The sequence below is a fragment of the Streptomyces spinosus genome (assembly GCF_020400655.1).
Classification (GTDB): Bacteria; Actinomycetota; Actinomycetes; order Streptomycetales; family Streptomycetaceae; genus Streptomyces; species Streptomyces argyrophylli.
Window position 1 is genome coordinate 16,530 of sequence record NZ_JAINRC010000006.1, and the last position, 23,565, is coordinate 40,094.

The window sequence follows — 23,565 nt, forward strand, 5'->3', positions numbered from 1 at the left end:
GGCGGCCCGCCCCCCGGCCGGCGACCGAGGACCGCACCCACTCCCCCTTCCCGGAGGCACGCACCATGTCCCAGTCGCAGCGCACTCCGTCCGCCGAGCGGACGGGGGGCGGTCCAGAAGGCGCCATGCGGGTGATCGGGCTGATGTCCGGCACGTCGTACGACGCCATCGAGGCAGCCGCCGCCGACCTCACCCTGGACGGCGACACCCTGCTCCTGCGCCCCCTCGGCCACCTCTCCGTGCCCTATCCAGAGGAGCTGCGCGCCCTGATCGCCGCCACGCTGCCGCCGGCCGCCACGACCACGCAGGCCGTCTGCGCGCTGGACAGCGGCATCGGGCAGGCCTTCGCGGGAGCGGCGGCGCGTGCCCTGCGGGAGCTGTGCGCGGGGACGGCGGACCTGGTGGTCTCGCACGGCCAGACCCTGTACCACTGGGTGGAGGACGGCGTCGTGCGCGGCACCCTGCAACTCGGCCAGCCGGCCTGGATCGCAGAGGAGACCGGGCTGCCCGTCGTCTCCGACCTGCGCAGCAGGGACGTCGCCGCCGGCGGCCAGGGCGCCCCGCTGGTCGGCCTGCCCGACACCCTGCTGCTGCGCGCCCTGCCCGGCACCCCGGCGGCGCTGAACCTCGGCGGCATCGCCAACGTCACCGTCCTCGCGCCCGGCGCCGAACCGCTGGCCTTCGACACCGGCCCCGCCAACGCCCTGCTCGACGCGGCCGTACGGCACTTCACCGGCGACGGCGCCGCCTACGACGCGGACGGACGCCGGGCAGCCGCCGGAACCGTCAGCCCCGGACTCCTGCGCCTGCTGCTGGCGGACCCCTACTACCGCAGGCCCGCGCCGAAGACCACCGGCAAGGAGCACTTCCACCTGCCGTACCTGCTGCGGGCGCTCGACGCCGTACCGACCCCCGCCACCGACGACGTGCTGGCCACGCTGGCCCGGCTGACCGCCGTGACCGTGGCCGACGCCTGCCGGGCCCACGGGGTCACCCAGCTCGTCGCCTCCGGCGGCGGCACCCGCAACCCGGTGCTGATGCGCATGATCGGCGAGGAGCTGCCCGGCGTGCCGGTGCGCCGCAGCGACGACCTCGGGCTGCCCTCCGACGCCAAGGAGGCCCTGGCCTTCGCCGTCCTGGGCTTCCTCACCGTCCACGGCCTGCCCGGCACGCACCCCTCCGCCACCGGCGCCGCCAGGGCCACGCTGCTCGGCAGCATCACCCCCGGCCTGGCGCCGCTGCGCCTGCCCGCACCCGCCGCACGGCCGCCGCACCTGCTGCGGATCGTCTGATCCCACCCGAGGACCCATGAGCCCCTCCGACGCCCCCTCCGCCGCGCACGCGCCGGGCCGGCCCGACCGCCTGGCCGAACTGCTGTCCGCGTGCGTCGACGACCCGGCCAGGGTCACGACCGACGTCCCCCGCAGGGTCGCCGCCGCCCACGACGCCTCGCCGTACCTGTTCACCCCGCGCGCGGTGGTGCGGGCCGTGTCGGCGGCCGAGGTGGGCGCCCTGATGGCCGGCGCCCGCGCGGCCGGGCTGCCGCTCACGCTCCGTTCGGGGGGCACCAGCCTCGCGGGACAGGCCGGCGGCGACGGCATCCTCGTGGACGTCCGCAGCGCGTGGCGCGCCGCCGAGGTCCTCGACGACGGGCTGCGCGTGCGGGTGCAGCCGGGGCTGACCGTGCGGCAGGTGAACGCGCGGCTCGCCCGGTACGGGCGCCGGCTCGGCCCCGACCCGGCCAGCGAGTCCGCCTGCACCATCGGCGGTCTGGTCGCCAACAACTCCAGCGGCATGAACTGCGGCACCCGGGACAACGCCTACCGGACCATGGAGTCCCTGCAGTTCGTGCTGCCCTCCGGCACGGTGGTCGACACCGCGCTCCCCGACGCCGACGAGGCGCTGCGCGCCCGCGAACCCGCACTGCACGCGGGCCTGCTGCGGCTGCGCGACCGGGTGCGCGGCTCCGCCGGGTCGCGGGCCACCGTCGAGCGGCTGTTCTCGATGAAGAACACCATGGGCTACGGGCTCAACTCGTTCCTGGACCACGACGAACCGGCGGACATCCTCGCCCACCTGATGATCGGCAGCGAGGGCACCCTCGGCTTCGTCGGGGAGGCCGTCTTCCGCACCGTCCCCCTGCTGCCGCACACCGCCACCGGTCTGCTGGTGCTTCCCGGGCTGGCCGAGGCCACCGACGCCCTGCCCGCGCTGCTCGCCGCCGGGGCCCGCACCGCCGAACTCCTCGACGCGGCGTCGCTCCGGGTGGCGCAGCAGTCCCCCGACCCCGTCGACGAGGTGCGCGGCCTGCGCGTGGAGCGGCACGCGGCCCTGCTGGTGGAGTTCGCCGAGGAGGAGGCCGCACTGCTGGCGGAGCGGGTGGCGGACGCGCGGCGGGTCCTGGACCGGCTGCCCGCCGTCAACGGCACCGCGCTCGTGGGCGACCCGCGCGCGCGGGCCCGGCTCTGGCACCTGCGCAAGGGCCTGTACACCGCCGTCGCGGGCGCGCGCCGCCCCGGCACCACCGCGCTGCTGGAGGACATCGCGGTGCCGATGGACCGGCTGACCGGTACCTGCGAGGGCCTGACCGGGCTCTTCGACCGGTACGGCTACCAGGACGCGGTGATCTTCGGCCACGCCCGCGACGGCAACCTCCACTTCATGCTGACCCAGGACTTCGACTCCGCCGCCGAGGTCGAGCGCTACGCCCGGTTCACCGACGCCATGGTGGACCTCGTCCTGGACGCCGGGGGCACGCTGAAGGCCGAGCACGGCACCGGGCGGGCCATGGCGCCGTTCGTGCGCCGGCAGTACGGCGACGAGCTGTACGACGTCATGCGCGAGCTGAAGCGGCTGTGCGACCCGCACGGGGTGCTCAGCCCGGGTGTGCTCCTGGACGACGACGCGAGCGCGCACCTGCGCAACCTCAAGAGCATCCCGGAGGTCGACCCCGCCGTCGACGCGTGCGTCGAGTGCGGCTACTGCGAGCCGGTGTGCCCCACCGCCGACGTCACCACGACACCGCGTCAGCGCATCGCCCTGCGGCGCGAGATCGCGCTGGCAACGGCGGCGGGGGACGAGGAGCGGCGGCGCGCGCTGTCCGAGGACTACGGCTACGCGGCCGTCGACAGCTGCGCGGCCGACAGCCTCTGCGTCACCGCGTGCCCGGTCACCATCGACACCGGCGCGGTGATGAAACGCCTGCGCGCCGAGGGGCACGGTGCGGTCGCGCAGCGCGCGGGGAACACGGTGGCCCGGCACTGGGGGACCGCCGTCAGGGCCGTACGCGTCGCCCTGAACACGGCGCACGCCGCTCCCTCCCCCGTGCTGCGCACCGCCACCGGCGCGCTGCGCCGGCTGGGGGCGGGCGAGCTGGTACCGGCCTGGGCCGACGACATCCCGCGTGGCGGCCCCGCCCGCCCCGCGCCCCACCGCCCGGCCGGAGCCCGCGCGGTGTTCTTCGCCGCGTGCGTCGGCAGTCTCTTCGCCCCGCAGGACGGCGGACGGGAGAACCCCGGCGGGGCACCCGGCGCGGCCGGGGCCTTCCTGCGGCTGTGTGCACGGGCCGGGGTCCCCGTCGCCGTGCCCTCCGGGCTGGACGGGCTGTGCTGCGGCACCCCCTGGCAGTCCAAGGGGTACACCGCCGGCTACGGCACCATGGCCGCGCGCACCCTGGAAGCGCTGTGGGAGGCGAGCGGGCACGGCCGGCTGCCGGTGGTGTGCGACGCCTCCTCCTGCACGCACGGCCTGGACCAACTGCGCGACGCCCTACCGGAGTCCGACCGCGCCCGCTTCGCCGCGCTGCGCTTCGTCGACAGCGTGGTCTTCGCCGCCGAGCACCTGCTCCCCGCCCTGCCCGAGCCCCGGCGCCTGGGCCGCCTCGCCCTGCACCCCACCTGCTCCACGGTGCACCTCGGCATCGAGACCGCGCTGCGCACCGTCGCCGCGGCGGTGAGCGACGAGGTGACGGTCCCCGACAACTGGGGCTGCTGCGCGTTCGCCGGGGACCGGGGTCTGCTGCACCCGGAGATCACCGCGTCGGCCGTCGCCGCCCAGGCCGCCGAGCTGAAGGCGGGCACGTACGACGCGTACGCCTCCTGCAACCGCACCTGCGAGCTGGGCATGACCCGGGCCACGGGGCAGCCCTACCGTCACGTGCTGGAACTCCTCGACGAGGCGACGGCCTGACGGGGGCACGGTCTGCGGCGCGGCGCCTCACCCGCGAGGCGTACCCATCCCGGCCTCCTCCGGGCGACGTTCCCCCCGGGGGCTCAGGGCCCGCCCGCCCGCGGCCCGGCGCCGCCTCACCCCAGGCGCCTCACCCCACAGCACCCCGTCCCCAGCAGCCGTACGCGGTCCAGCGGCGCACTACCCGGGGCACCCGCGCCCCGGTCCGGCCGCACCTGACCGTGGGGCGACCCACCCGTATCCGGCCACACCTCACTTCCCGAGCCGCGCTCCACGGGGCAAGCCGCCCGCACCTGAGCGGCCCGTACCTCACACTCCGAAGCCGTCGCCCGGTGAGTGACCCGTACCCCGGCGCGCCTCACGCCCCGGGAGCCGCGCGCGTCCCGCCGCGCAGTCCGTCCATGACCAGGTCGAGGAGGCGGGCGGCGCGGGGCTGCCAGTCGTCGTGGGGGTCGAGTTGCCACAGGCCCGCTATGGCGAGGAAGAAGTCGTCCGAGGTGACTCCGGGCCGGATGGTGCCCGCTTCCTCGTTGGCGCGGAGCAACCGCTCCGCCGCGCGGGCCACCGGGGTGGGCGACGGCTTGGCAGGGCCGCCCGGCGCGCCGGTGACCTGGCGTATCGCGTCGGCCAGCCCGGCCTTGGCCATGGCGAACTCGGCGAGCCGGTCCATCCAGGCGCGCAGGGCCTCGTCGGGTGCCCGGCCCGCGAGCAGGTCTTCCGCGCTCTCCGCGACCTGCCGCATCTCGTGGCGGTAGATCTCCAGGACGAGTGACTCGCGGTTGGGGAAGTTGCGGTAGAAGGTGCCCTGCCCGACCCCGGCCTTCTTGGCGATCACGCTCAGCGGGGCGTCGGCGCAGTGCGACAGCTCGGTGAGCGCCACCTCCAGGATGCGCTCGCGGTTGCGCTGTGCGTCCGAGCGCCGGGGTGAGTCCTTCTGCTGCGGCACTCGTCCTCCTCACGGCGTGGCCGAACCTCGCCCTTGCTAAGCGGACAAGTGTCCGTTACGTTTCGTGTGACCGGACAGCTATCCGTTTAGTTTCACCATAGCGGCCGGGGCGGCCCCCCGGCAGTCCGCGGTCGCCCGGACCGGGGTCCCAGCCCCCGGCACCCGGCCCGGCACCGTGCCCTTCGCAGCCCGCCCGCACCCCCGGACCCGCACCTCGAACCCGCACCTCCGCCCCGCCCGTCACGGCACACGCCGCACGGCACACACGCACGGCAGACACCGCAGACACACCCCCCGCGCCGGCCACCCCCGGCAGCCGGCCCCCTGTTCTGGAAACGCGAAAGAAGCAGCCAATGGCCTCATCGACGTCCAGTGTCATCACCCTGAAGATCAACGGCGAGAAGTACACACTGCCCGTCGACCACCGCACCACCCTGCTCGACGCCCTGCGCGAGCGTCTCGACCTCACCGGCACCAAGAAGGGCTGCGACCAGGGGCAGTGCGGCGCCTGTACGGTCCTGCTGGACGGACGCAGGTCCGTCGCCTGTCTGCAACTGGCCGTGGCGGCCGAGGGCCGGGAGATCACCACCATCGAAGGCGTGGCCGACGGCGACCGTCTCCACCCCGTGCAGCAGGCGTTCCTCGACCTGGACGGCTTCCAGTGCGGCTACTGCACACCCGGCCAGATCTGCTCGGCGATCGGGATGATCGAGGAGCACGCGGCCGGCTGGCCGAGCGCCGTCACCGAGGACGTCCGCCCCGAAGCGGGGCCACCACCCCTGACCGCAGAGGAGATCCGCGAGCGGATGAGCGGAAACCTGTGCCGTTGCGCCGCGTACGTCTCGATCGTCGACGCGGTGGCCCGCGCGGCCGGGGCCGGCCAGGACGAGGCCCGCGCGCACTCCGCGACGGGCGCCGAGGAGGCCGTGGCATGAGGGAGTTCGACTACCAGCGGGCGCACGACGTCGCCGGGGCCGTCGCCCTGCTCGGCACCGATCCGGACACCCGCTACCTCGGCGGCGGCACCAACCTCGTCGACCTGATGAAGACCGGTGTCGAGCGGCCCACGCGGCTCGTCGACATCCGCGAACTCCCGCTGGACGAGATCGAGACCACGCCGGAGGGCGGCCTGCGCATCGGCGCCACCGTCACCAACGGCGACCTGGCCGCCCACCCCGAGGTCCGCCGCCGCTATCCGGCGCTCGCCCAGGCGGTGCTCGCCGGGGCCTCCGGGCAGCTGCGCAACATGGCCACGGTCGGCGGGAACCTGCTCCAGCGCACCCGCTGCGGCTACTTCACCGACGTCACCCAGCCCTGCAACAAGCGGGTGCCCGGCAGCGGTTGCCCTGCCATCGAGGGAGAGCACCACAACCACGCGATCCTGGGCGCCTCCGGCCACTGCGTGGCCGTACACCCCTCGGACATGGCCGTGGCTTTGACCGCCTTCGACGCCGTGGTCGGGTTCGAGACGGCGGACGGGCCCGGACAGGTGCCGTTCGCCGACTTCTACCTGCCCGTCGGGGACACCCCGCACCGGGAGACCGCCCTGCCGCCGGGCGCGCTGATCACCGGCGTCACGCTGCCGCCCGCCCCGGTCGCCGCCCGCTCCCGCTACCGCAAGGTCCGCGAGCGTGCCTCCTACGCCTTCGCCATCGGCTCCCTCGCCGCCGCGCTCGACGTCCGGGACGGCGTCGTCCAGGACGCGCGCCTGGCCCTCGGCGCCGTGGCCTCCCGGCCATGGCGGGCCGCCGCGGCCGAGCGGGTCCTGGCCGGCGCACCGGCCACCGCCGATACCTACGCCGCCGCGGCGGACGCCGAGCTGGCGGCGGCACGGCCACTGCCGCACAACGGGTACAAGGTGGACCTCGTCCGCAACCTCGTGGTGGCCGTCCTGACCGAACTCGCCGAGGAGACCGCACGATGACCGCCGTCACCACCGGAACACCCGCGCAGGCGCCTGTCGTCGGCACCGGCCACACCCGTGTCGAGGGCAGGGACAAGGTCACCGGAGCGGCCCGCTACGCGGGCGAGGTGCCCTTCGCCGGCCTCGCCCACGGCTGGCTGGTGCTGTCCACGGTCGCCCGGGGCCGCGTCACCGCCCTCGACACCGAGCCCGTCCTCGCCATGCCGGGCGTGCTGGCCGTGCTGGACCACCGCAACGCCCCGCGCCTGGAGACCGACTACACCGGTCTGATGGGCATGCGGCCCGACCCGACCTGCGCGGTCTTCCAGCACGACCGGGTGCCGCACCGGGGCTGGCCGGTGGCACTGGTCGTCGCGGAGACCTCCGAGCAGGCGCGGGAGGCCGCCGAGGCCCTCGTCGTGCACTACGAACAGGAGCCGCACGACGTCGAGTTCACCGGCGAGCGCCCGGACGCGTACCCGCTGGACGGCCACATGCCGGCGGTGACGGAGAAGGGCGACCTCGACGCCGCCCTCGCCTCCTCGCCCGTCGTCGTGGACGCCGAGTACACCACCCCCGAAGAGCACCACAACCCGATGGAGCCGCACGCGGCGACCGCCCGCTGGGACGGCGGGCGGCTGGAGGTGATCGACTCCAACCAGGGCGTCACCTGGGTCGCCGGCGAACTCGCGAACCTCTTCTCGCTCGACCCGGCCTCCGTGCGGGTGCGCTCCGAGCACGTCGGCGGCGGCTTCGGCAGCAAGGGCGTGCGCGCCCACCAGGTCGCCGCCGTGATGGCCGCGACCGTCCTGCAGCGGCCCGTGCGGGTGGTCCTCACCCGGCGCCAGATGTTCTCGCTGGCCGGCTACCGCAGCCCCACCACCCAGCGGGTCCGGCTCGGCGCCGGCACCGACGGACGGCTGCGCGCGCTGGAGCACAGCTCGGTCAGCGCCACCTCCACGGTGTACGAGTTCGTCGAGGCGAGCGCCGGGGTGGCGCGGGTGATGTACGACGCCGAGGCCCACCACACCGCCAACCGCCTCGTACGGCTCGACGTGCCGACCCCGACGTTCATGCGCGCGCCGGGCGAGGCACCCGGGTCGTTCGCGCTGGAGGCGGCGCTGGACGAACTCGCCGAGAAGTGCGGGATCGACCCGGTCGAGCTGCGGCTGCGCAACGAACCGGACAAGGGCCCGGTGTCGGGCCTGCCGTTCGCCGGCCGCAACCTGGCGGCCTGCTTCCGGGAGGGCGCCCGCCGGTTCGGCTGGGCGGACCGGGACCCGCGCCCCGGGGTGCGCCGCGACGGCCGCTGGCTGCTCGGCACCGGTACGGCCGCGGCCTCGTTCCCGGCGGGCGCAGCGCCGTCCACCGCCGCCGCGACCGCGCACCCGGACGGCACCTTCACCGTGCGGATCTCCGCGGCCGACATCGGCACCGGCGCCCGTACCGCGCTCACCCTGGTCGCCGCCGACGCCCTCCAGGTGCCGCCGGAGCGGATCCAGGTGCGCATCGGGGACAGCGCCTTCGGCCCCGCGATGATCGCCGGTGGCTCGATGGGCACCCGTTCCTGGGCCTGGGCGGTCCGCACCGCCGCGGGTGAACTGCGCGAACGGCTGGCCCTCGGCGCCGACGTCCCGTCGGACGGGATCACCGTGCGTGCCGACACGGCCGAGGCCATCGCCGCCCTGCCGCCCGCCGAACGGCACTCCTTCGGCGCGCAGTTCGCCGAGGTCGCCGTGGACGTCGGCACCGGTGAGGTGCGGGTGCGGCGCATGCTCGGCATCTTCGCGGCGGGCCGGATCGTCAACCCGCTCACCGCCCGCAACCAGCTGCGGGGCGGCATGATCTGGGGCATCTCCATGGCCCTGCACGAGGAGGCCCACCGGGACGGCGCCTCGGGCGGCCACGTCGGCGCCGACCTCGCCGGCTACCACGTGGCCACCCACGCCGACGTGCCCCGCGTAGAGGCCGACTGGATCGAGGACCCGGACCCGGACGACCCGGTCGGCATCAAGGGCATCGGGGAGGTCGGCATCGTCGGCGCCGCCGCGGCCATCGCCAACGCGGTCTGGCACGCGACCGGTGTACGCCACCGTTCCCTGCCCATCCGGCCCGACCGGGTCCTCAGGGCCGCCGCGGGGGCGCCGGATGCTTGACCTGGCCGAGGAGCTGCGCCGCTGGACCGAGGAGGGCCGGGAGTTCGCCGTCGCCACCGTGGTGGCGGTCGGCGGCAGCGCGCCGCGCGGTCCCGGCGCGGCCCTCGCCGTCGACCGCGCGGGCACGGTCATCGGCTCGGTCTCCGGCGGCTGCGTGGAGGGCGCGGTCTACGACCTGTGCCGCGAGGCGCTGCGGACCGGTCAGAGCGTGACGGAACGGTTCGGGTACAGCGACGAGGACGCGTTCGCCGTGGGGCTGACCTGCGGCGGGACGATCGAGGTGCTGGTCACGCCGGTGGCCGGCGACGCCCCCGTACGGACCGTCCTGCGGCCGGCGCTGTCGGCCGCAGCGCAGGGCGAACCGGCGGCCCTCGCCCGGGTCGCCCGGGGCCCCGCCGAACTCCTCGGCCGGGCCCTGCTGGTCCGGTCCGACGGCACGGTGGAGGGCGGTCTCGGCGGCCGCCCGGAGCTGGACCGGGTGGCGGCGGCCGAGGCCCGGGCGCTGCTGGAGGCGGGCCGCACCGGCACGGTGGAGCTGTCGGCGGAAGGCTCGCTCTGCCCTGGCGGTGTGACGCTGCTGGTCGAGTCGAACGTGCCGCCTCCGCGCATGATCGTCTTCGGCGCGGTGGACTTCGCGTCGGCGCTCGCCCGGGCCGGGAAGTTCCTCGGCTACCACGTCACCGTCTGCGACGCCCGCCCGGTCTTCGCCACGCCGGACCGGTTCCCGGACGCCGACGAGGTGGTCGTCGACTGGCCGCACCGCTACCTGCGGAGCACCACGACCGACGCCCGTACGGTCCTGTGCGTGCTCACCCATGACGCGAAGTTCGACGTGCCGCTGCTGAAGGTGGCCCTGCGGATGCCGGTCGCGTTCGTCGGGGCGATGGGTTCGCGCCGCACCCACGAGGACCGCGACCGGCGTCTGCGGGCGGAGGGCCTCACCGAACGGGAGCTGTCCCGCCTCCGCTCGCCGATCGGCCTGGATCTCGGCGCCCGCACACCGGAGGAGACCGCCCTGTCCATCGCGGCGGAGGTCGTCGCCGCCCGGCGCGGCGGGACGGGAGCGCCGCTGACCGGCGGCAGGACGCCGATCCACCACGAGGGCGGGCACGAGAACGGGCACGGGGACGGCGGACGGGCGGCGGTCGCCTGACGGACGCGCCCCCGGTACCCGGCCCGGTCAGCGGTGCTGGACGCCCGGCCGGGCACCGGGGGCGAGGGTCGGTTCGGTGACGGGGACGTCGCCGAGTGCCCGGCCGACGGCGGTCAGCAGGTCGTCGGACAGGTCCACGCCGGAGGCGCCGGCGTTGGCGTGGACCTGTTCGGGGCGGGAGGCGCCGGTGATGGCGGAGGCGACTTCGCCACGGCGCAGGACCCAGGCGAGCGCCAGCGTGGCCATGCTCATCCCGGCCTCCTCGGCGATCGGGACGAGCCGCTGGACCGCTTCCAGGGTGGCGTCGCTGTAGACGAGGTCCTGGGAGACGGCCATGTCGGCGGAGGCGAAGCGGCTGCCTTCCGGTACGGGCTGCCCGGGCTTGTACTTCCCGGTGAGGACGCCCTGGGCGAGCGGGGACCACACGATCTGCGAGATGTCGTGGGCGGCGCAGAGTTCGAAGACCTCGGCCTCGGGGGCCTGCCAGAGCATGGAGTACTGCGGCTGTGAGGAGACGAACAGGCCGGGGCCGGCGACGTCGATCGCGGCCTCGATCTGCTCGGGGGTCCACTCGCTGAACCCGATGTAGCGGGCCTTGCCCTGCTCGACGACCTTCCGGAACGCCTCGACGGTGTCCTCGACCGGCACGGTGGGGTCGAAGCGGTGTGCCTGGTACAGGTCGACGTGGTCGGTCTTCAGGCGGGTGAGGGAGGCGTCGATCTGCTTGGCGATCTGCGCCGGGGACAGGCCCTGGTCGGCCGGGTCGTCCGACATCGGGAAGTAGACCTTGGTGGCCAGGACGTAGGAGTCGCGGGGGTGGGCGGAGAGGATCTCGCCCCACGCGGTCTCGGCGGCTCCCCGGCCGTAGACGTTGGCGGTGTCGAAGAAGTTGATGCCGGCGTCGAACGCCGCCTCGGTGCAGGCGCGGGCCGCGTCCGCCTCGATGCCGCCGGAGTAGGTGAGCCAGGACCCGAGGGAGATCTCCGAGACGTCCAGGTCCGAACTGCCGAGCTTGCGGTACCGCATGGGTGCTCCTTGCTCTCGTTGTCTTCCGGTGGTTCTCGGTGGGCGGGGGCGGGGCGCCCGGTCCAGGATCACGCCGGGCCGGGGGCCGCCGCGACTTCGCCGGTCAGCCCCGCGCCGACGGCGGTGCCGCGAGTCCCTGGAGGAGCAGGGCGACCAGGCGGCGGGGGTCGTAGCGGGGGTCGTTGTCGGCGCCGACGCAGAGGTTGCCGATGCCGCGCATCAGTTCGTACGGCTGGATGCCGGGCCGGATCTCCCCCGCCTCGACCGCCGCGTCGAGCAGGTGCTCGGCGACGGGCAGCAGGCGGTCGAGGAAGTAGGTGTGGAGCGCGGCGAAGCCGCTGCTGTCCGGTTGCGGTGTGCCGGCGAGCCCGTGCTTGGTGACCAGGAAGTCGATGAAGAGGTCGATCCACTGCCGCAGCGCCGCGAGGGGCGAGTCGGCGTCGGCCAGCAGGCGGGGGCCCGCTTCGGCGCACTCCTCGACTTGGTGGCGGAAGACGGCGACGACGAGATCGGCCCGGGTCGGGAAGTGCCGGTAGATCGTCCCCATCCCGACGCCCGCCCTGGCCGCGATCTCGCGGATCGGCGCGTCGACGCCTGAGGTCACGAACACCTCGGCGGCGGCGGCCAGCAGCTTCTGCTGGTTGCGCACCGCGTCGGCCCGCTTGCCCGGGCCGGGGCCCGGCGTCGGCCGGGTCTGACCTGAAGTGGACACCGCTGCGTCTCCTCGCCTCTCGCCGCCCTCAAGCGGAGCAATGTTCCGCATGCACTTGTGAAGCGGAACGACGTTCCGTATCGTAGCCGCCATCCAAGCGGAGCAATGTTCCGTTTCTCTCCGGCCGATGCCGGACCCGAGGAAGAAGGCCGCACCCATGAGCACACCGACCTCCACCGTCACCCCGCCGGCCCCCGTGCTGTCCTACGGCCCGGTGGTGCTGACCGCGCCCGGACGCCCCGTCGACCTCCAGCTGCGCGTCACCGCACCGGCGACCGGGACCGGCCTGCCCGTCGTCCTGCTCTCCCACGGCCACGGCGGTTCGAACAACCTGTCCTCGCTCAACGGTTACGCGCCGCTCGCCCAAGCCTGGGCCGCCGCCGGCTTCGCCGTCGTCCAGCCCACCCACCTCAGCTCCAGGACGCTCGCCCCCCTGCTCGCGGACGCTCCCGGAGCGCCCTTCTTCCTGCGCTCCCGCGCCGAGGACATGACCCGTGTCCTCGACCGTCTCGACGTGATCGAGGACGCCGTACCGGGACTCGCCGGGCGCCTGGACCACGACAGCGTCGCCGTGGCCGGACACTCGCTCGGCGGCTTCACCGCGAGCCTCCTGCTGGGCGCCCGGCTCACCGACCCCGACGACGGCCGCGAGACGCGCCTCTTCGAGCCCCGGATCAAGCAGGGCGTACTGCTGGCCGCACCCGGCCGGGGCGGTGACGTCCTGAACGGCCCCATGGCAGAGCGCCTGCCGGCCTTCCGGACCCTCGACTTCTCCACCATGACCACGCCCGCGCTGGTCGTCGCCGGGGACAAGGACGACTCGCGGCACTTCACGGACATGGGCCCGGCCTGGCACGCCGACCCGTTCCACCTGGCCCCGGCCCCCAAGACCCTGCTCACCCTGTTCGACGCGGAGCACGGGCTGGGCGGGATCGCCGGGTACGACGCCGCCGAGACGACGGACGAGCACCCCGGCCGGGTCGCCGCGCTCGCCCGGCTGACCTCCGCCTACCTGCGCAGCGCGTTCCGCCCGGGCGACAGTGCGTGGCAGGACGCGCAGGACGCGCTGACGAGCGGTCCGGACGCGTTCGGGCGGGTGGAGTCCAAGTAGGCGCACACCTTCCGAAGTGCTTGCGTTTGCGCGTATACCGCGCCTGCAACTATTGTCGACGACCGTAAGGCGTGCGCGCATAGATCGCCCACGCCCAGAAACGTACAACGGTCGCCTCGTACGGCGCGACGAGGGGTACCCAGACGGGACGCCCTCGCACCCGGCGAGCGGCGCACTCCCGGAAGGACGGCACACCCATGAACCCGACCCCGAACGTGACGCTGAACAACGGCATCGAGATGCCGCAGCTCGGCTTCGGTGTCTTCCAGGTCCCCGACGACGAGACCACCGCGGCGGTCACCACCGCGCTCCAGGCCGGGTACCGCAGCATCGACACGGCCGCGATCTACGGCAACGAGCGCGGCGTCGGCCGGGCCATCGCGCAGTCCGGCATCGCGCGCGAGGAACTGTTCGTCACCACCAAGCTGTGGAACGAGGACCAGGGCTACGACGCGACCCTCGCGGCCTTCGACGCCTCCCTCGACAAGCTCGGCCTGGACTACGTCGACCTCTACCTCGTCCACTGGCCCGCCCCGGCCCGCGACCTCTACCTCGACACCTGGCGGGCCTTCGAGAAGATCCTCGGCGAGGGCCGCACCCGTGCCATCGGCGTCTCCAACTTCCAGGTGGCCCACCTGGAGCGGCTGATGGAGAACTCCGGCGTCACTCCCGCGGTCAACCAGGTCGAGCTGCACCCCGGTCTCCAGCAGGAGGAGCTGCGCGCCTTCCACGAGCGGCACGGCATCGCCACGGAGGCGTGGAGCCCGCTCGCGCAGGGTGCGGTCCTCGGCGACCAGGCGGTGACGGACCTCGCCGCGAGGTACGGCGTGAGCCCCGCGCAGATCGTGCTGCGCTGGCACCTCCAGATCGGCAACGTCGTGATCCCCAAGTCGGTGACGCCCGAGCGCATCCGGCAGAACCTGGACGTCTTCGGCTTCGAGCTGACCGACGACGACCTGCGGAGCCTGGCCGCGCTGGACCGGGGCCTGCGGACCGGTCCGGACCCCGACCAGTTCAACTGAGCGCCGTACCACCCCGCCCCAACCCCCGTAATCGTCGAGGAGGTTCGCCATGCACATCGACCTGACCGGCCGGACCGCGTTGGTCACCGGCTCCACCCAGGGCATCGGACAGGCCATCGCCGTCGGCCTCGCCCGCGCCGGCGCGCGGGTGGTCGTCAACGGCCGTCGCGGTGAGACCGTCGAGAAGGCCGTGCAGGAGGTCCGTGCCGAGGCCGGCGCGGCCGACGTCGTGGGCGCGGCCGGCGATCTGGCGACCGCCGACGGCGCCCGGGCCGTGCTCGACGCCGTGCCCCGGATCGACATCCTCGTCAACAACCTCGGGATCTTCGGCGCCACCCCGCCGCTGGAGATCGAGGACACCGAGTGGGTCCGCTACTTCGAGGTCAACGTGCTGTCCGCGGTCCGGCTGATCCGCGCCTGCCTGCCCGGCATGCGGGAACGCGGCTGGGGCCGCGTCGTGAACATCGCGAGCGACTCCGCCGTGGTGATCCCGGCGGAGATGATCCACTACGGCATGACGAAGACGTCCCTGCTGGCGGTCAGCCGCGGTTTCGCCAAGGAGGCCGCCGGCAGCGGTGTCACGGTCAACTCCGTGATCGCCGGGCCCACGCACACCGGCGGCGTCGAGGACTTCGTCCGGCAGCTCGTCGGGGACGAGCTGGGCTGGGACGAGGCGCAGCGCGAGTTCATGGTCAAGTACCGGCCGCAGTCCCTGATCCAGCGGCTCATCGAGCCCGAGGAGATCGCCAACATGGTCGTCTACCTCAGCTCGCCGCTCGCCTCCGCCACCACGGGGGGCGCGCTGCGGGTCGACGGCGGCTACGTGGACTCCATCCTGCCCTGACACCCGGCGACGGCGACGACGCCGCCCCCGGCCGGTTCCGGCCCACCGGGCGGGGGTGGTCACGCCGCGAGGAGCTGGTCGGCGCCTCCCGCTCGCGCATCCGTCCCGTGCACCGGGCCGCGCGCGGTGGCCCCGTGCGCCGGACGCGGGCTCCGCGGGGCTGTGTCGCCCCCGTGGAGGAGCGGGGGGAGCATGGAAGGGACCGGGTCCGGCCGGAACCGGGGCCTGGGCCGGGCGCCGCCGGCCGGTACAGGAGGCTCAGGGATGACAGCCGAATCCTTCCCGCCCGACGACGACGCCTACGACGCCGAGCGGCCCCGGCGGACCAGCCTGCTGGACGTGCTCAGCGTGGCCGCGCTGGTCCTCGACGCCGACGGGCGCATCGTGTTCTGGACCCCGCAGGCCGAGGACCTGTTCGGCTACTCCGCGGAGGAGGCGCTCGGCAGACCGGCGGCCCGCCTGATCATCCACCCCGAGCACCTGCACGCGGTCGTCAAGCTGTTCGCGGAGGTCATGGAGACGGGCCGGAGCTGGGCCGGCGCGTTCCCCATCCGGCACAAGGACGGCGGCACGCGCCTGATGGAGTTCCGCAACATGCGGCTGCTCGACGACCTCGGGGACGTCTACGCCCTCGGGCTCGCCGCCGACCACAGCCTGCTCCAGCGCGTCGAGACCGATCTCGCCCTGTGCGAGCGGCTGATCAACCAGTCCCCGATCGGTCTCGCCCTCATGGACCCCGATCTGCGGTACCTGCTGGTCAACCCGGCGCTGGAGCGGATCGACGGCATCCCCGCCGAGGACCACCTCGGCCGCCGGCTGCGGGAGACCCTGCCCTTCCCCGACGTCGACACCGTCGAGTCCGCGCTGCGCCAGGTGCTCACCACCGGCACCCCGCTGCTCGACCAGTACCACGTGGGCCGGCCCCGCTCCGACCCCGAGCACGAGCACGCCTGGTCCCTGTCCTTCTACCGCCTGGAGGACCCGAGCGGGCGGGTGCTCGGCGCCGCCACGTCGGTCGTCGACGTCACCGAACGGCACCGCGCCGCGGCCGAGGCGGACCGGGCCCGGCGCCGGCTGGCCCTGATCGCGCACGCCTCCACCCGCGTCGGCACCAGCCTGGAGGTGGAGCAGACCGCCGCCGAGCTGGCCGAGATCGCCAGCCGGGAACTCGCCGACGTGGTCGCCGTGGACGTGCTCGACTCCGCCCTGGCCTGCCGCCGCGTGCGCGAGCCGGCGGGCGGCCCGGAGCTGTTCCGCGCCCTCGCCCTGAGCGCGGCCCACCCCACCGTGGCGCTGCGCGCGGCCGACGCCCCCGGTGACCTCGCCTCCTACGACGGGGACCGCCTGGTCACGCTGTGCGTGCACACCGGCCGGCCGGTCCTGGTACGGCACGTCGGCGAACACGATCTGCGGCGGATCGCCCGGGACGCCGAGGCCGCGGCGCTGCTCGCGCGCTCCGGTGTCCACTCGTACCTCGCCGTGCCGCTGATCGCCCACGGCGAGGTGCTGGGCGCCCTCGACCTCAAACGCACCCGCACCCCGGCGCCGTTCGACGAGGACGACGTCATCCTGGCCGGCGAGCTGGCGAGCCGTGCCGCCGTCGCCATCGACAACGCACGCTGGTACCAGAGCGTGCGCAACACCGCGCTGACCCTCCAGCGCAGCCTGCTCCCCGACCACCCGCCGCACCACACCGGGCTGCTCCTGGCCTCCCGCTACCAGCCGGCGCAGGCCACCAGCGAGGTCGGCGGCGACTGGTACGACGTCATCCCCCTCACCGGTGACAAGACCGCCCTGGTCGTCGGGGACGTCATGGGCAACGGCATCGACGCCGCCGCCACGATGGGCCGGCTGCGCACCGCCACCTGCGCCTACGCGGACCTGGACCTGGACCCGGGCGAGGTGCTCCAGCACCTGGACAAGATCACCTGCGATCTGGAGCACTACATCGTGACGTGTCTCTACGCCGTGTTCGACCCGCACACACGACAGTGCCACATGGCCAACGCGGGCCACATGCCGCCCGCGCTGGCCCGCACCGGCGAGGAGCCGAGGCTGCTCGACCTGCCCTCCGGTGCCCCGCTCGGTGTCGGCGGCATCCGGTTCGAGACCGCCACGGCCGAGCTGGCGCCCGGCGACCTGCTCGTGCTCTACACCGACGGCCTCGTCGAGACCCGGCAGCACCCGATCGACGACCGGCTGAACGCCCTGCTCGGGTTCCTCGACGCACCCGAGCGCCCCCTGGAGGAGACCTGCGACCTCCTGCTGTACGGCCTGCGACACCCCGACGACCACGACGACGTGGCCCTGCTGGTGGCCCGGGCCCTGTAGGCGCTGCACCCGGGAGCACACGGCACGGCGGCACCCTTCTGCGGCCCGCCCGGCCCGCCCGACCCGCCCGGGCCGTCTAGGCCCCGCCGGCTCGCGTGAACCCGTGGCTGCGCTCCACCTTCGCCACATGCAGTGTGTAGCTCTGGTACCACTCGGCTCGCCCGCGCCGTTGTGCCGCCCGGTGCTCGGCGTCGGTCCGCCACCGGGTGAGGGCGTCGGCGTCGCGGAAGTAGCCGACGGTGATGCCCAGCCCGCCGGGAGTCTGCGCGTGGTCCATCCCGAGGAACCCGGGGACGTCCTTCACCAGCTCCTCCATACGCGCGGCGGTCTCGCTGTAGCCGCTCTGGTCCGGGCTGCGCACCGTGGTGAAGACAGCCACGTAGTAGGGGGGTTCATGGGCCCCGACGGGCGCGACCGGCGCCACCGCGTGATCGCTCGTGGCACCGGGGTGCGGCGGGACGCGGCGCCGCGCGTACACCTCGATCTCGATCTTCATCCGCGGGTCGGCGAGACCGCACACGAGCATCGTGGCGGCCGGCCGGACGTCGCCGAAGCAGCGGCGCAGCACCGGCCAGCAGGGCTCGAAGTCCTCGCGGTCGGGCAGCAGGTAGCGCACCCGCACCACGTCGGCGAAGGTGCACTCCGCCTCGGCCAGCGCGGCCTCGATGTTGCGCAGGCACTGCTCGGCCTGCACCACCACGTCGTCGGAGATCGTCATCGTGGAGTAGTCGAAGCCGGTCGTCCCGGACACATGCACCCAGTCACCGTCGACCACGGCACGGGCGTAGCCGATCTGCTCCTCGAAGGCCGAGCCGCCGAGGACCGCCTGTCGCTCTGTCATGCGCCGAACGCTAGGTGACCAGCACGGACACGTCTAATACAGCCGAGGGCATGGCCTGATATCTCTGGGCGTATGGAGCGCCCCGAACTCGCCCTGCCTCAGCTGCACGCCTTCGTCGTGCTCGCAGAGGAACTGCACTTCGGCCACGCGGCCGCCCGCCTGGGCATCGCCCAGCCGCCGCTGAGCCAGCAGATCCGCCGCCTGGAGGACAAGGTCGGTCACGCGCTGTTCAGCCGCGAACCGGGACGTGTCACGCTCACCCCGGCCGGCCGTGCGCTGCTGCCCGCCGCCCGGCGCGCCCTCACCGACCTCGCGGACGGCCTGGCCACGGCCAGGGCCGTCGGCGACGGCCGGGCCGGCCGCCTGCGCATCGGCTTCGCCGCCTCCCTCGCCCTGACCGTCCTGCCCGGCCTGCTGCGCACGTTCCGGCAGCGGTTCCCCGGCGTGCACCTGGACATCCACGAGATGACCACCGCTCCGCAGATCGCCGCTCTGCACGACAAGACCATCGACATCGGTCTGCTGCGCGAACCCCCCACCGACGAGAAGGAACTCGGCTTCCGTACCGTACTCAGCGAGCCCTTCGTGGCCGTGCTGCCGTCCGCCCATTCCCTGGCCGCGCAGCGGACCGTACGGCTCGCCCAGCTGGCGGACTCGCCGTTCGTGCTGCTGCCCCGCACGGCCGGCCCGACGCTGCACGACCAGATCGTCGGCCTGTGCGCCACGGCCGGCTTCACACCGCGGATCGCCCAGCACGCGGTGGAGTGGCACACCGTGTGCGCCCTGGTGGGAACCGGCCTGGGCGTCTCCCTGGCCCCGGCGAGCATCCGGCGCATCCGCCTCAAAGGCGTCGCCTTCCGCAGGATAGAACCCGGCAGCGCCCGTACACGCGTGGCCGTCGCCTGGCGTGCGGGCGACCACAACCCCCTGGTCGCACACCTGCTGTCGACCGTCAGCCAAGGACCGCCGGACGGGCGTGCACCCGATCAGGGACGCCCGCCGTCCTGAACCCGCCGGGGACGCCCGCCGTCGGGTACGGGGCCGGGGCGCCCGCGGTCCCGGACGGGGCCGGCACGCGTGCCGTCAGAGGACGCCTCCCGCCTCGTCGTGGAAGACCTCCGGCCAGTACCGGTAGTCGTCCGGGGCCGCGGCGGGGGCGCAGGCGACCGGGTCGACCGCGGCCGGCACCTCGATCATGGTGTCGGCGAGCTGGTGGTAGAAGTCCTCGGTGAACCCGTGCTCCTTGTCCAGGGCCTGTTCCCGCTGGTGCAGCCAGAGCGTGAGGGCGAGGGTGGAGACGTCGGCGTTGACCGGGACGACGTGGTCGGCGCCGAGTCCGGTGTGGAAGAGGGCACCGGTGCGGCCGTCGATCAGCAGGTCGAAGTCGTGGACCAGTCCACCGAGCACCACCAGGTGCTCGGCGTCCGGCGGCAGTTGTTCGCCGCCGTGCCACGGATGGGCGTGGCGGGGGTCGCTCCCCGACCGGGCCCAGTCCTCCGGAAGCGTGACCAGCGGTTCCGCCGGGGGGCCGTAGAACATGAAGCCGTCGCGGGGCGGGCCCACTTCGGTCAGGAAACGGCGGGTCGGAGCGTGGCCGAGGGCCGGCGGCAGCTGGTCGTCGGTGAGCCGCACCATCCCCTCGGTGCCGAACACCCCGTCCAGCAGCCCTTCCGGCAGCTCCAGGGTCAGTCCGCGCCCGGGGCCGGCGATGAGGCCGAGCGGGCGTATCACCGCGGCGATCCTCCAGAACGCCGGTATCGGCCGGGCCCAGCCGGAGCGCGGACCGGCCGGGCCCCAGCCGTCCTCACCCCACTCCTCCTCGGCGAACACCGAGGTCAGCAAGTGCTCCCCGGCCGCGACCGCCTCGGGGCCCGTCCTCCCGGCCAAGCCGGCGAACCTGCCCCGCAGCCCCCGGAAGTCGTCCACCGCGGTGAGGAAGCGGGCCGGCGCGCCGACCGACGGAGCCAGCGGGAACAGCTCCGCCCCGCCCGGCGACTCGGCGTAGAGCCACATGGTGAAGACGCGCCCGGTGACGGCGTCGAGGACGACCTCCTCGCCGTCCTCCCCGCCCTCCCCGACCAGACGGCCGATCAGCAGCAGTGCGGCGAGGTCCGGATCCAGCTCCGCCGGATCGCCGCCCAGCCCGGCCACATGGTCACGGACCGTCACGAGCGAGGGCCCGGTGAGCGGACGGAAGCCGATCAGACCGTGGCCGTCCAGCCGCTCCCCCGGAGCCAGGGCGCGGCGGGCCGGTTCGTGCACGATCGCCGGGTGCGGCGGGTGTTCCGGCATGACGACGCTGGTGTCGGACGACATGTCTCCCCCGTGTGCTGAGTTCGAGCGACTCCTCCACGGTAGGAGCCGCCACTGACAACGGCGGCCCACCGGATGAGGCATATGCCTCTGACATACTCCCGGCATGTCGAGCCGAGATGCGATCCAGTACGCCCCCGACGCCGGGCTGCTCGTGATCCCGGGCGATCCGGCCGAGGACCACGCCCTGGGGTTCGCGGTCTTCGACGACTCCGTCCCCGCCCTGCGCGCGTTCGTCCTGAGCCGGCTGCGGCGGGAGAGCGTCAGGCCGGCACCGCGCGAGGCGGGGTGCGACGCCGTCATACCCGTACGCGTGAGTCTCGTCCCCCGGCCCGACAACGACTACGACACGCGGGCCGTGTCCGTCGCCGCCCCGCCCGAGGACGGCGGGTCCGTCCTCGACCGGCACCTGGGCTACCTCTACGGCAGCGCGCTGGACGTCGCCGGTGAGAGCATCCGCAGGCTCACCGAGGAGACCGGCACGCCCGTCGGCTGCCACGGGTGGATCGAGCTCCACGACCTGGAGAGCGACAGCCGGTTCGACGAGGAGGAGTTCGACGACTTCGACGAGGACGACGCCGACGAGGACGAGCTCGACGACTTCCGCGGCGACGGCGGCGGCCGGCACGGCGGGGCCGCCGGCTCGGACTGGCGGCCCAGCCGCCGCGAGCCGGTGTCGTGGGCGGAGCAGAAGGCCCTCGGGTACGCGGTCGGTGCGGTACGGCTCCTGCTGCCCGGGCGGCACACCGTACGCGCCCTGGTGGAGGCGTGTCTGGCGGAGCACGACGCCGGCCCGGACGCCCGGCAGGAGACTCCGGCCGGTGTCGAGTGGGGCCTGCGCCGGGCGCTGGCCGAGCGGCTCGCCGTCCGGCTGCGGGCCGGTCTGAGCCACCGGGCCGCCGGCGGGGCCTGGGGACGGGAGACCGAGCGGGACCGCGCGCGGCGGCGCCGGGACGCCGGGGCACGGTCGCTCCTGGAGTCCTGGGAGACGTACCGGAACGCGGCGCACGGCCGGCGCGGCCTGCACGCCGTCACCCGTTCCGTCTTCCACCACACCCGGACCCTCGTCCTGGACGAGTCCGGTGTGGAGGTCGGGCAGTACCACGAGCCGGACGGCCCGCTGACCCTGGTCGACGAGCGACTGCGCGGCGAGGCGCTCGACGCGCTGCGCGCGCACGGGGTGGACGTGGACGCGCCCGGGGACCTGGCCGCTCTCGGCGGCTACCCGGACGCGGTGGTCGTCGTGGACCGGGGCAGGTGGTCGGTCCGGCTCCCGCAACCGGGGCTGTCACGGGCCGCGCTTGCCGAAGCCGGCTGGTTCGACCCGGACTCCGGGACGCTCACCGTGTACGCGGCGCCGCTCGCCGAGGCGTTGACGGTGCTGCTGCGCCGGCACGGGGTGCGTCCACTGCTCGTGACGTGGGGGGCGCCGCCCGAGGAGGTGGAACGGCACAACGCCCGGGCCGCGTTCGCTCCGGGCACTGTCAGCCCGGTCAGCCGCTCCAGCCGGGTGACGGACGCGGTGCGGCGGCTGGTGCCGGAGCCCCACCGCCGCTGGCTGCACGCGAGGCCCGGCGGCGGGACGGCCACCGCGACGGCCGGCAGCACACTGCCGCCGCTCGCCGACGACGCGGCGGAGAACCCGTACTACCGGCGCGCCCTGGAAGCGTTGTTCGGGGCCCCGGTGGACCTGGCGGAGCGCGGGCCGTGCCGGCTCTGCGGGCGCTCCGCCCAGTCGTCGCGTCCGGGGCTCTTCTACTGCCATGGGTGCTGTGCCCTCGCGAGGAACGGGGTGCTACGGGACACGGGCGAGGACGGCGCGTGGACGGAGGCGGTCGTGTACGCGCTGCGCCGGCTCGCCGGGACCGAGTTCTCCGGGCCGCCGTCCCTGGCCCAACTCGACCGCGTCAGCGTCTCGTTCGAGTCTCCCGGCCTGGTCGACGAGGCGACGCTCTGCCGTTTCCTGGTGCCGCGCCCCGCCTCCACGCTGCTGGGCGCGCGGCCGGCGCGGCCTGCCCGCACCTGGACGGAGTGGCTGGGGCACGCGGGGCTCCTCACGGACGGGGTCCGTACGTCGATGGGTACGGTGACCAGGGCGACGGACGGGCACCTGTGCCGTTCCCTGTTCGAGCGGCACGTGGACGACTTCCTCCACCACTGGGGCGTGACCCACGAGCCGGAGCCCGCCTATCCGCGCCACCCGGAACTCAACACGACCGGTCTGCGGGCGGACTGGCGCCTGGCGGACGGCACGTTCGTCGAGGCGCTGGGCCTGCTGACGAGGGAGGCGTACGCGGCGAAGGTGACGCGCAAGCGGGAGCTGGCCCGCCGGCACGGCCTGCGTCTCGTCACGGTCACGGCGGAGGACCTGGACCGGCTCCCGGAGATCTTCGCGGCCTGGCTCCCGAACGGCACGGCCGCCGCCGGGTGACACGCTGCTCGCGTGCGGCGCCGCGCCTGGGCCGCCACCGTCGCCGCGGGGCCTGCCGCCACGGCCGGGTCCGCACCCCGGGGCGCCACGGGCGCACCTCGGGAACGCGGGGCCCTGCCGCCCTGGCGGACCGCGCCGACGCGGGGGTTCCAGGACGCACCGCGGGAGGCCGGGCCCGGATCGCGGGTGCCGGACCAGGCGGGCCACGTCGCAGACACCGCGGACCCGCGGTGCCGCCGCCCGGCACCAGTTGCCGACGGCCCCCGGGCCGCCGGCGAGGGCCGGGATCGCGGGGCGCTCGTCGTACGCGTTGACGAGGTTGCCCTCGGTCTCCGTCGCGTACGCCTGCGCGAAGCTGTCGTAGTCGTTCGCCCGCGCGGGTCGGCGGACCGGGCGTGGAGTTACGCCGCCTCGGGTCGCGCGGCAGGCGTGCCCGGGGCGGACTCCTGCGCGTCGTCCGGCAGCCGGCTCTCGTCCTCCCCGAAGTCGGGAGCCTGGAAGGGGTTCGTCGCCGGAGGCGGCGATGCCGCGGCGGGGCGGCGGGGTTGCCCTTCCAGGGCGGAGAACAGCGACGTCGATTCGATGGGA

Annotated in this window: 17 protein-coding genes and 1 pseudogene; 12 read left to right on the forward strand and 6 right to left on the reverse strand. The window is 74.5% G+C overall.

The window, feature by feature from the left end; genetic code table 11:
* Positions 1-125 precede the first annotated feature (125 nt).
* Both LG395_RS13115 and LG395_RS13120 read left to right on the forward strand, forming a co-directional pair.
* The gene (locus LG395_RS13115; protein ID WP_225809852.1) at positions 126-1,292 is read left to right on the forward strand and encodes an anhydro-N-acetylmuramic acid kinase; all 1,167 of its coding nucleotides are present in this window, start codon (positions 126-128) and stop codon (positions 1,290-1,292) included.
* A gap of 16 nt (positions 1,293-1,308) precedes the next feature.
* Entirely contained in the window at positions 1,309-4,188 is a 2,880-nt protein-coding gene (locus LG395_RS13120; protein ID WP_225809477.1) for an FAD-binding and (Fe-S)-binding domain-containing protein, read from the forward strand.
* Positions 4,189-4,546: 358 nt separating this feature from the next.
* Here LG395_RS13120 and LG395_RS13125 read toward each other — a convergent pair whose 3' ends face one another.
* Complete coding sequence (locus LG395_RS13125; RefSeq protein ID WP_225809478.1) at positions 4,547-5,134, reverse strand: TetR/AcrR family transcriptional regulator; 588 nt, start codon at positions 5,132-5,134, stop codon at positions 4,547-4,549.
* 353 nt (positions 5,135-5,487) lie between these two features.
* Between LG395_RS13125 and LG395_RS13130 the strand changes: the two genes are divergently transcribed.
* From LG395_RS13130 to LG395_RS13145, 4 genes are read left to right on the forward strand one after another with little or no spacing between them, the layout of a single operon-like run.
* The gene (locus LG395_RS13130) at positions 5,488-6,069 is read left to right on the forward strand and encodes a (2Fe-2S)-binding protein (RefSeq protein ID WP_225809479.1); all 582 of its coding nucleotides are present in this window, start codon (positions 5,488-5,490) and stop codon (positions 6,067-6,069) included.
* A complete protein-coding gene (locus tag LG395_RS13135; protein ID WP_225809480.1) occupies positions 6,066-7,058 on the forward strand; it encodes an FAD binding domain-containing protein in 993 nt (330 codons plus the stop codon). Before LG395_RS13130 ends, LG395_RS13135 begins: the two co-directional genes overlap by 4 nt.
* Complete coding sequence (locus tag LG395_RS13140; protein WP_225809481.1) at positions 7,055-9,193, forward strand: xanthine dehydrogenase family protein molybdopterin-binding subunit; 2,139 nt, start codon at positions 7,055-7,057, stop codon at positions 9,191-9,193. Before LG395_RS13135 ends, LG395_RS13140 begins: the two co-directional genes overlap by 4 nt.
* Complete coding sequence (locus LG395_RS13145) at positions 9,186-10,346, forward strand: XdhC family protein (protein WP_225809482.1); 1,161 nt, start codon at positions 9,186-9,188, stop codon at positions 10,344-10,346. The genes LG395_RS13140 and LG395_RS13145 overlap by 8 nt, the downstream gene beginning before the upstream one ends.
* Positions 10,347-10,373: 27 nt before the next feature.
* Here the strand turns inward: LG395_RS13145 and LG395_RS13150 are convergent, their stop codons facing one another.
* Together LG395_RS13150 and LG395_RS13155 are read right to left on the reverse strand one after the other, a co-directional pair.
* Positions 10,374-11,372 (reverse strand): aldo/keto reductase family protein, encoded by a 999-nt coding sequence (locus LG395_RS13150; protein ID WP_225809483.1) that lies wholly within the window; start codon positions 11,370-11,372, stop codon positions 10,374-10,376.
* Positions 11,373-11,475: 103 nt separating this feature from the next.
* Positions 11,476-12,084, reverse strand: coding sequence for a TetR/AcrR family transcriptional regulator (locus tag LG395_RS13155; RefSeq protein ID WP_225809484.1), 609 nt, complete (start codon positions 12,082-12,084; stop codon positions 11,476-11,478).
* Positions 12,085-12,241: 157 nt separating this feature from the next.
* Between LG395_RS13155 and LG395_RS13160 the strand changes: the two genes are divergently transcribed.
* The 4 genes from LG395_RS13160 to LG395_RS13175 all read left to right on the forward strand — a co-directional run bounded on the left by LG395_RS13160 (position 12,242) and on the right by LG395_RS13175 (position 17,392).
* The gene (locus tag LG395_RS13160) at positions 12,242-13,195 is read left to right on the forward strand and encodes an alpha/beta hydrolase family protein (protein WP_225809485.1); all 954 of its coding nucleotides are present in this window, start codon (positions 12,242-12,244) and stop codon (positions 13,193-13,195) included.
* A gap of 197 nt (positions 13,196-13,392) precedes the next feature.
* Positions 13,393-14,217, forward strand: a complete 825-nt coding sequence (locus LG395_RS13165) for an aldo/keto reductase (RefSeq protein ID WP_225809486.1) — start codon at positions 13,393-13,395, stop codon at positions 14,215-14,217.
* A gap of 49 nt (positions 14,218-14,266) precedes the next feature.
* Positions 14,267-15,061 (forward strand): SDR family NAD(P)-dependent oxidoreductase, encoded by a 795-nt coding sequence (locus LG395_RS13170; RefSeq protein ID WP_225809487.1) that lies wholly within the window; start codon positions 14,267-14,269, stop codon positions 15,059-15,061.
* 264 nt (positions 15,062-15,325) lie between these two features.
* The gene (locus tag LG395_RS13175) at positions 15,326-17,392 is read left to right on the forward strand and encodes a SpoIIE family protein phosphatase (protein ID WP_225809488.1); all 2,067 of its coding nucleotides are present in this window, start codon (positions 15,326-15,328) and stop codon (positions 17,390-17,392) included.
* A gap of 76 nt (positions 17,393-17,468) precedes the next feature.
* On the opposite strand, the gene LG395_RS13180 is transcribed toward LG395_RS13175, so the two are convergent.
* Together LG395_RS13180 and LG395_RS13185 are read right to left on the reverse strand one after the other, a co-directional pair.
* Positions 17,469-17,870, reverse strand: a complete 402-nt coding sequence (locus tag LG395_RS13180; protein ID WP_308071257.1) for an antibiotic biosynthesis monooxygenase family protein — start codon at positions 17,868-17,870, stop codon at positions 17,469-17,471.
* Positions 17,856-18,233, reverse strand: a pseudogene (locus LG395_RS13185) (RidA family protein); the annotation flags it as partial. The gene LG395_RS13180 and the pseudogene LG395_RS13185, both read right to left, overlap by 15 nt.
* Before the next feature lie 72 nt (positions 18,234-18,305).
* On the opposite strand from LG395_RS13185, the gene LG395_RS13190 reads away from it, so the two are divergent.
* Positions 18,306-19,241, forward strand: coding sequence for a LysR family transcriptional regulator (locus LG395_RS13190; protein ID WP_225809489.1), 936 nt, complete (start codon positions 18,306-18,308; stop codon positions 19,239-19,241).
* Between the two features lie 75 nt (positions 19,242-19,316).
* On the opposite strand, the gene LG395_RS13195 is transcribed toward LG395_RS13190, so the two are convergent.
* Positions 19,317-20,549, reverse strand: a complete 1,233-nt coding sequence (locus tag LG395_RS13195) for an SUKH-4 family immunity protein (RefSeq protein ID WP_225809490.1) — start codon at positions 20,547-20,549, stop codon at positions 19,317-19,319.
* A gap of 103 nt (positions 20,550-20,652) precedes the next feature.
* Here LG395_RS13195 and LG395_RS13200 point away from each other — a divergent pair, with 103 nt between their 5' ends.
* Positions 20,653-22,977 (forward strand): hypothetical protein, encoded by a 2,325-nt coding sequence (locus tag LG395_RS13200; RefSeq protein WP_225809491.1) that lies wholly within the window; start codon positions 20,653-20,655, stop codon positions 22,975-22,977.
* The last annotated feature ends 588 nt before the right edge of the window (positions 22,978-23,565 follow it).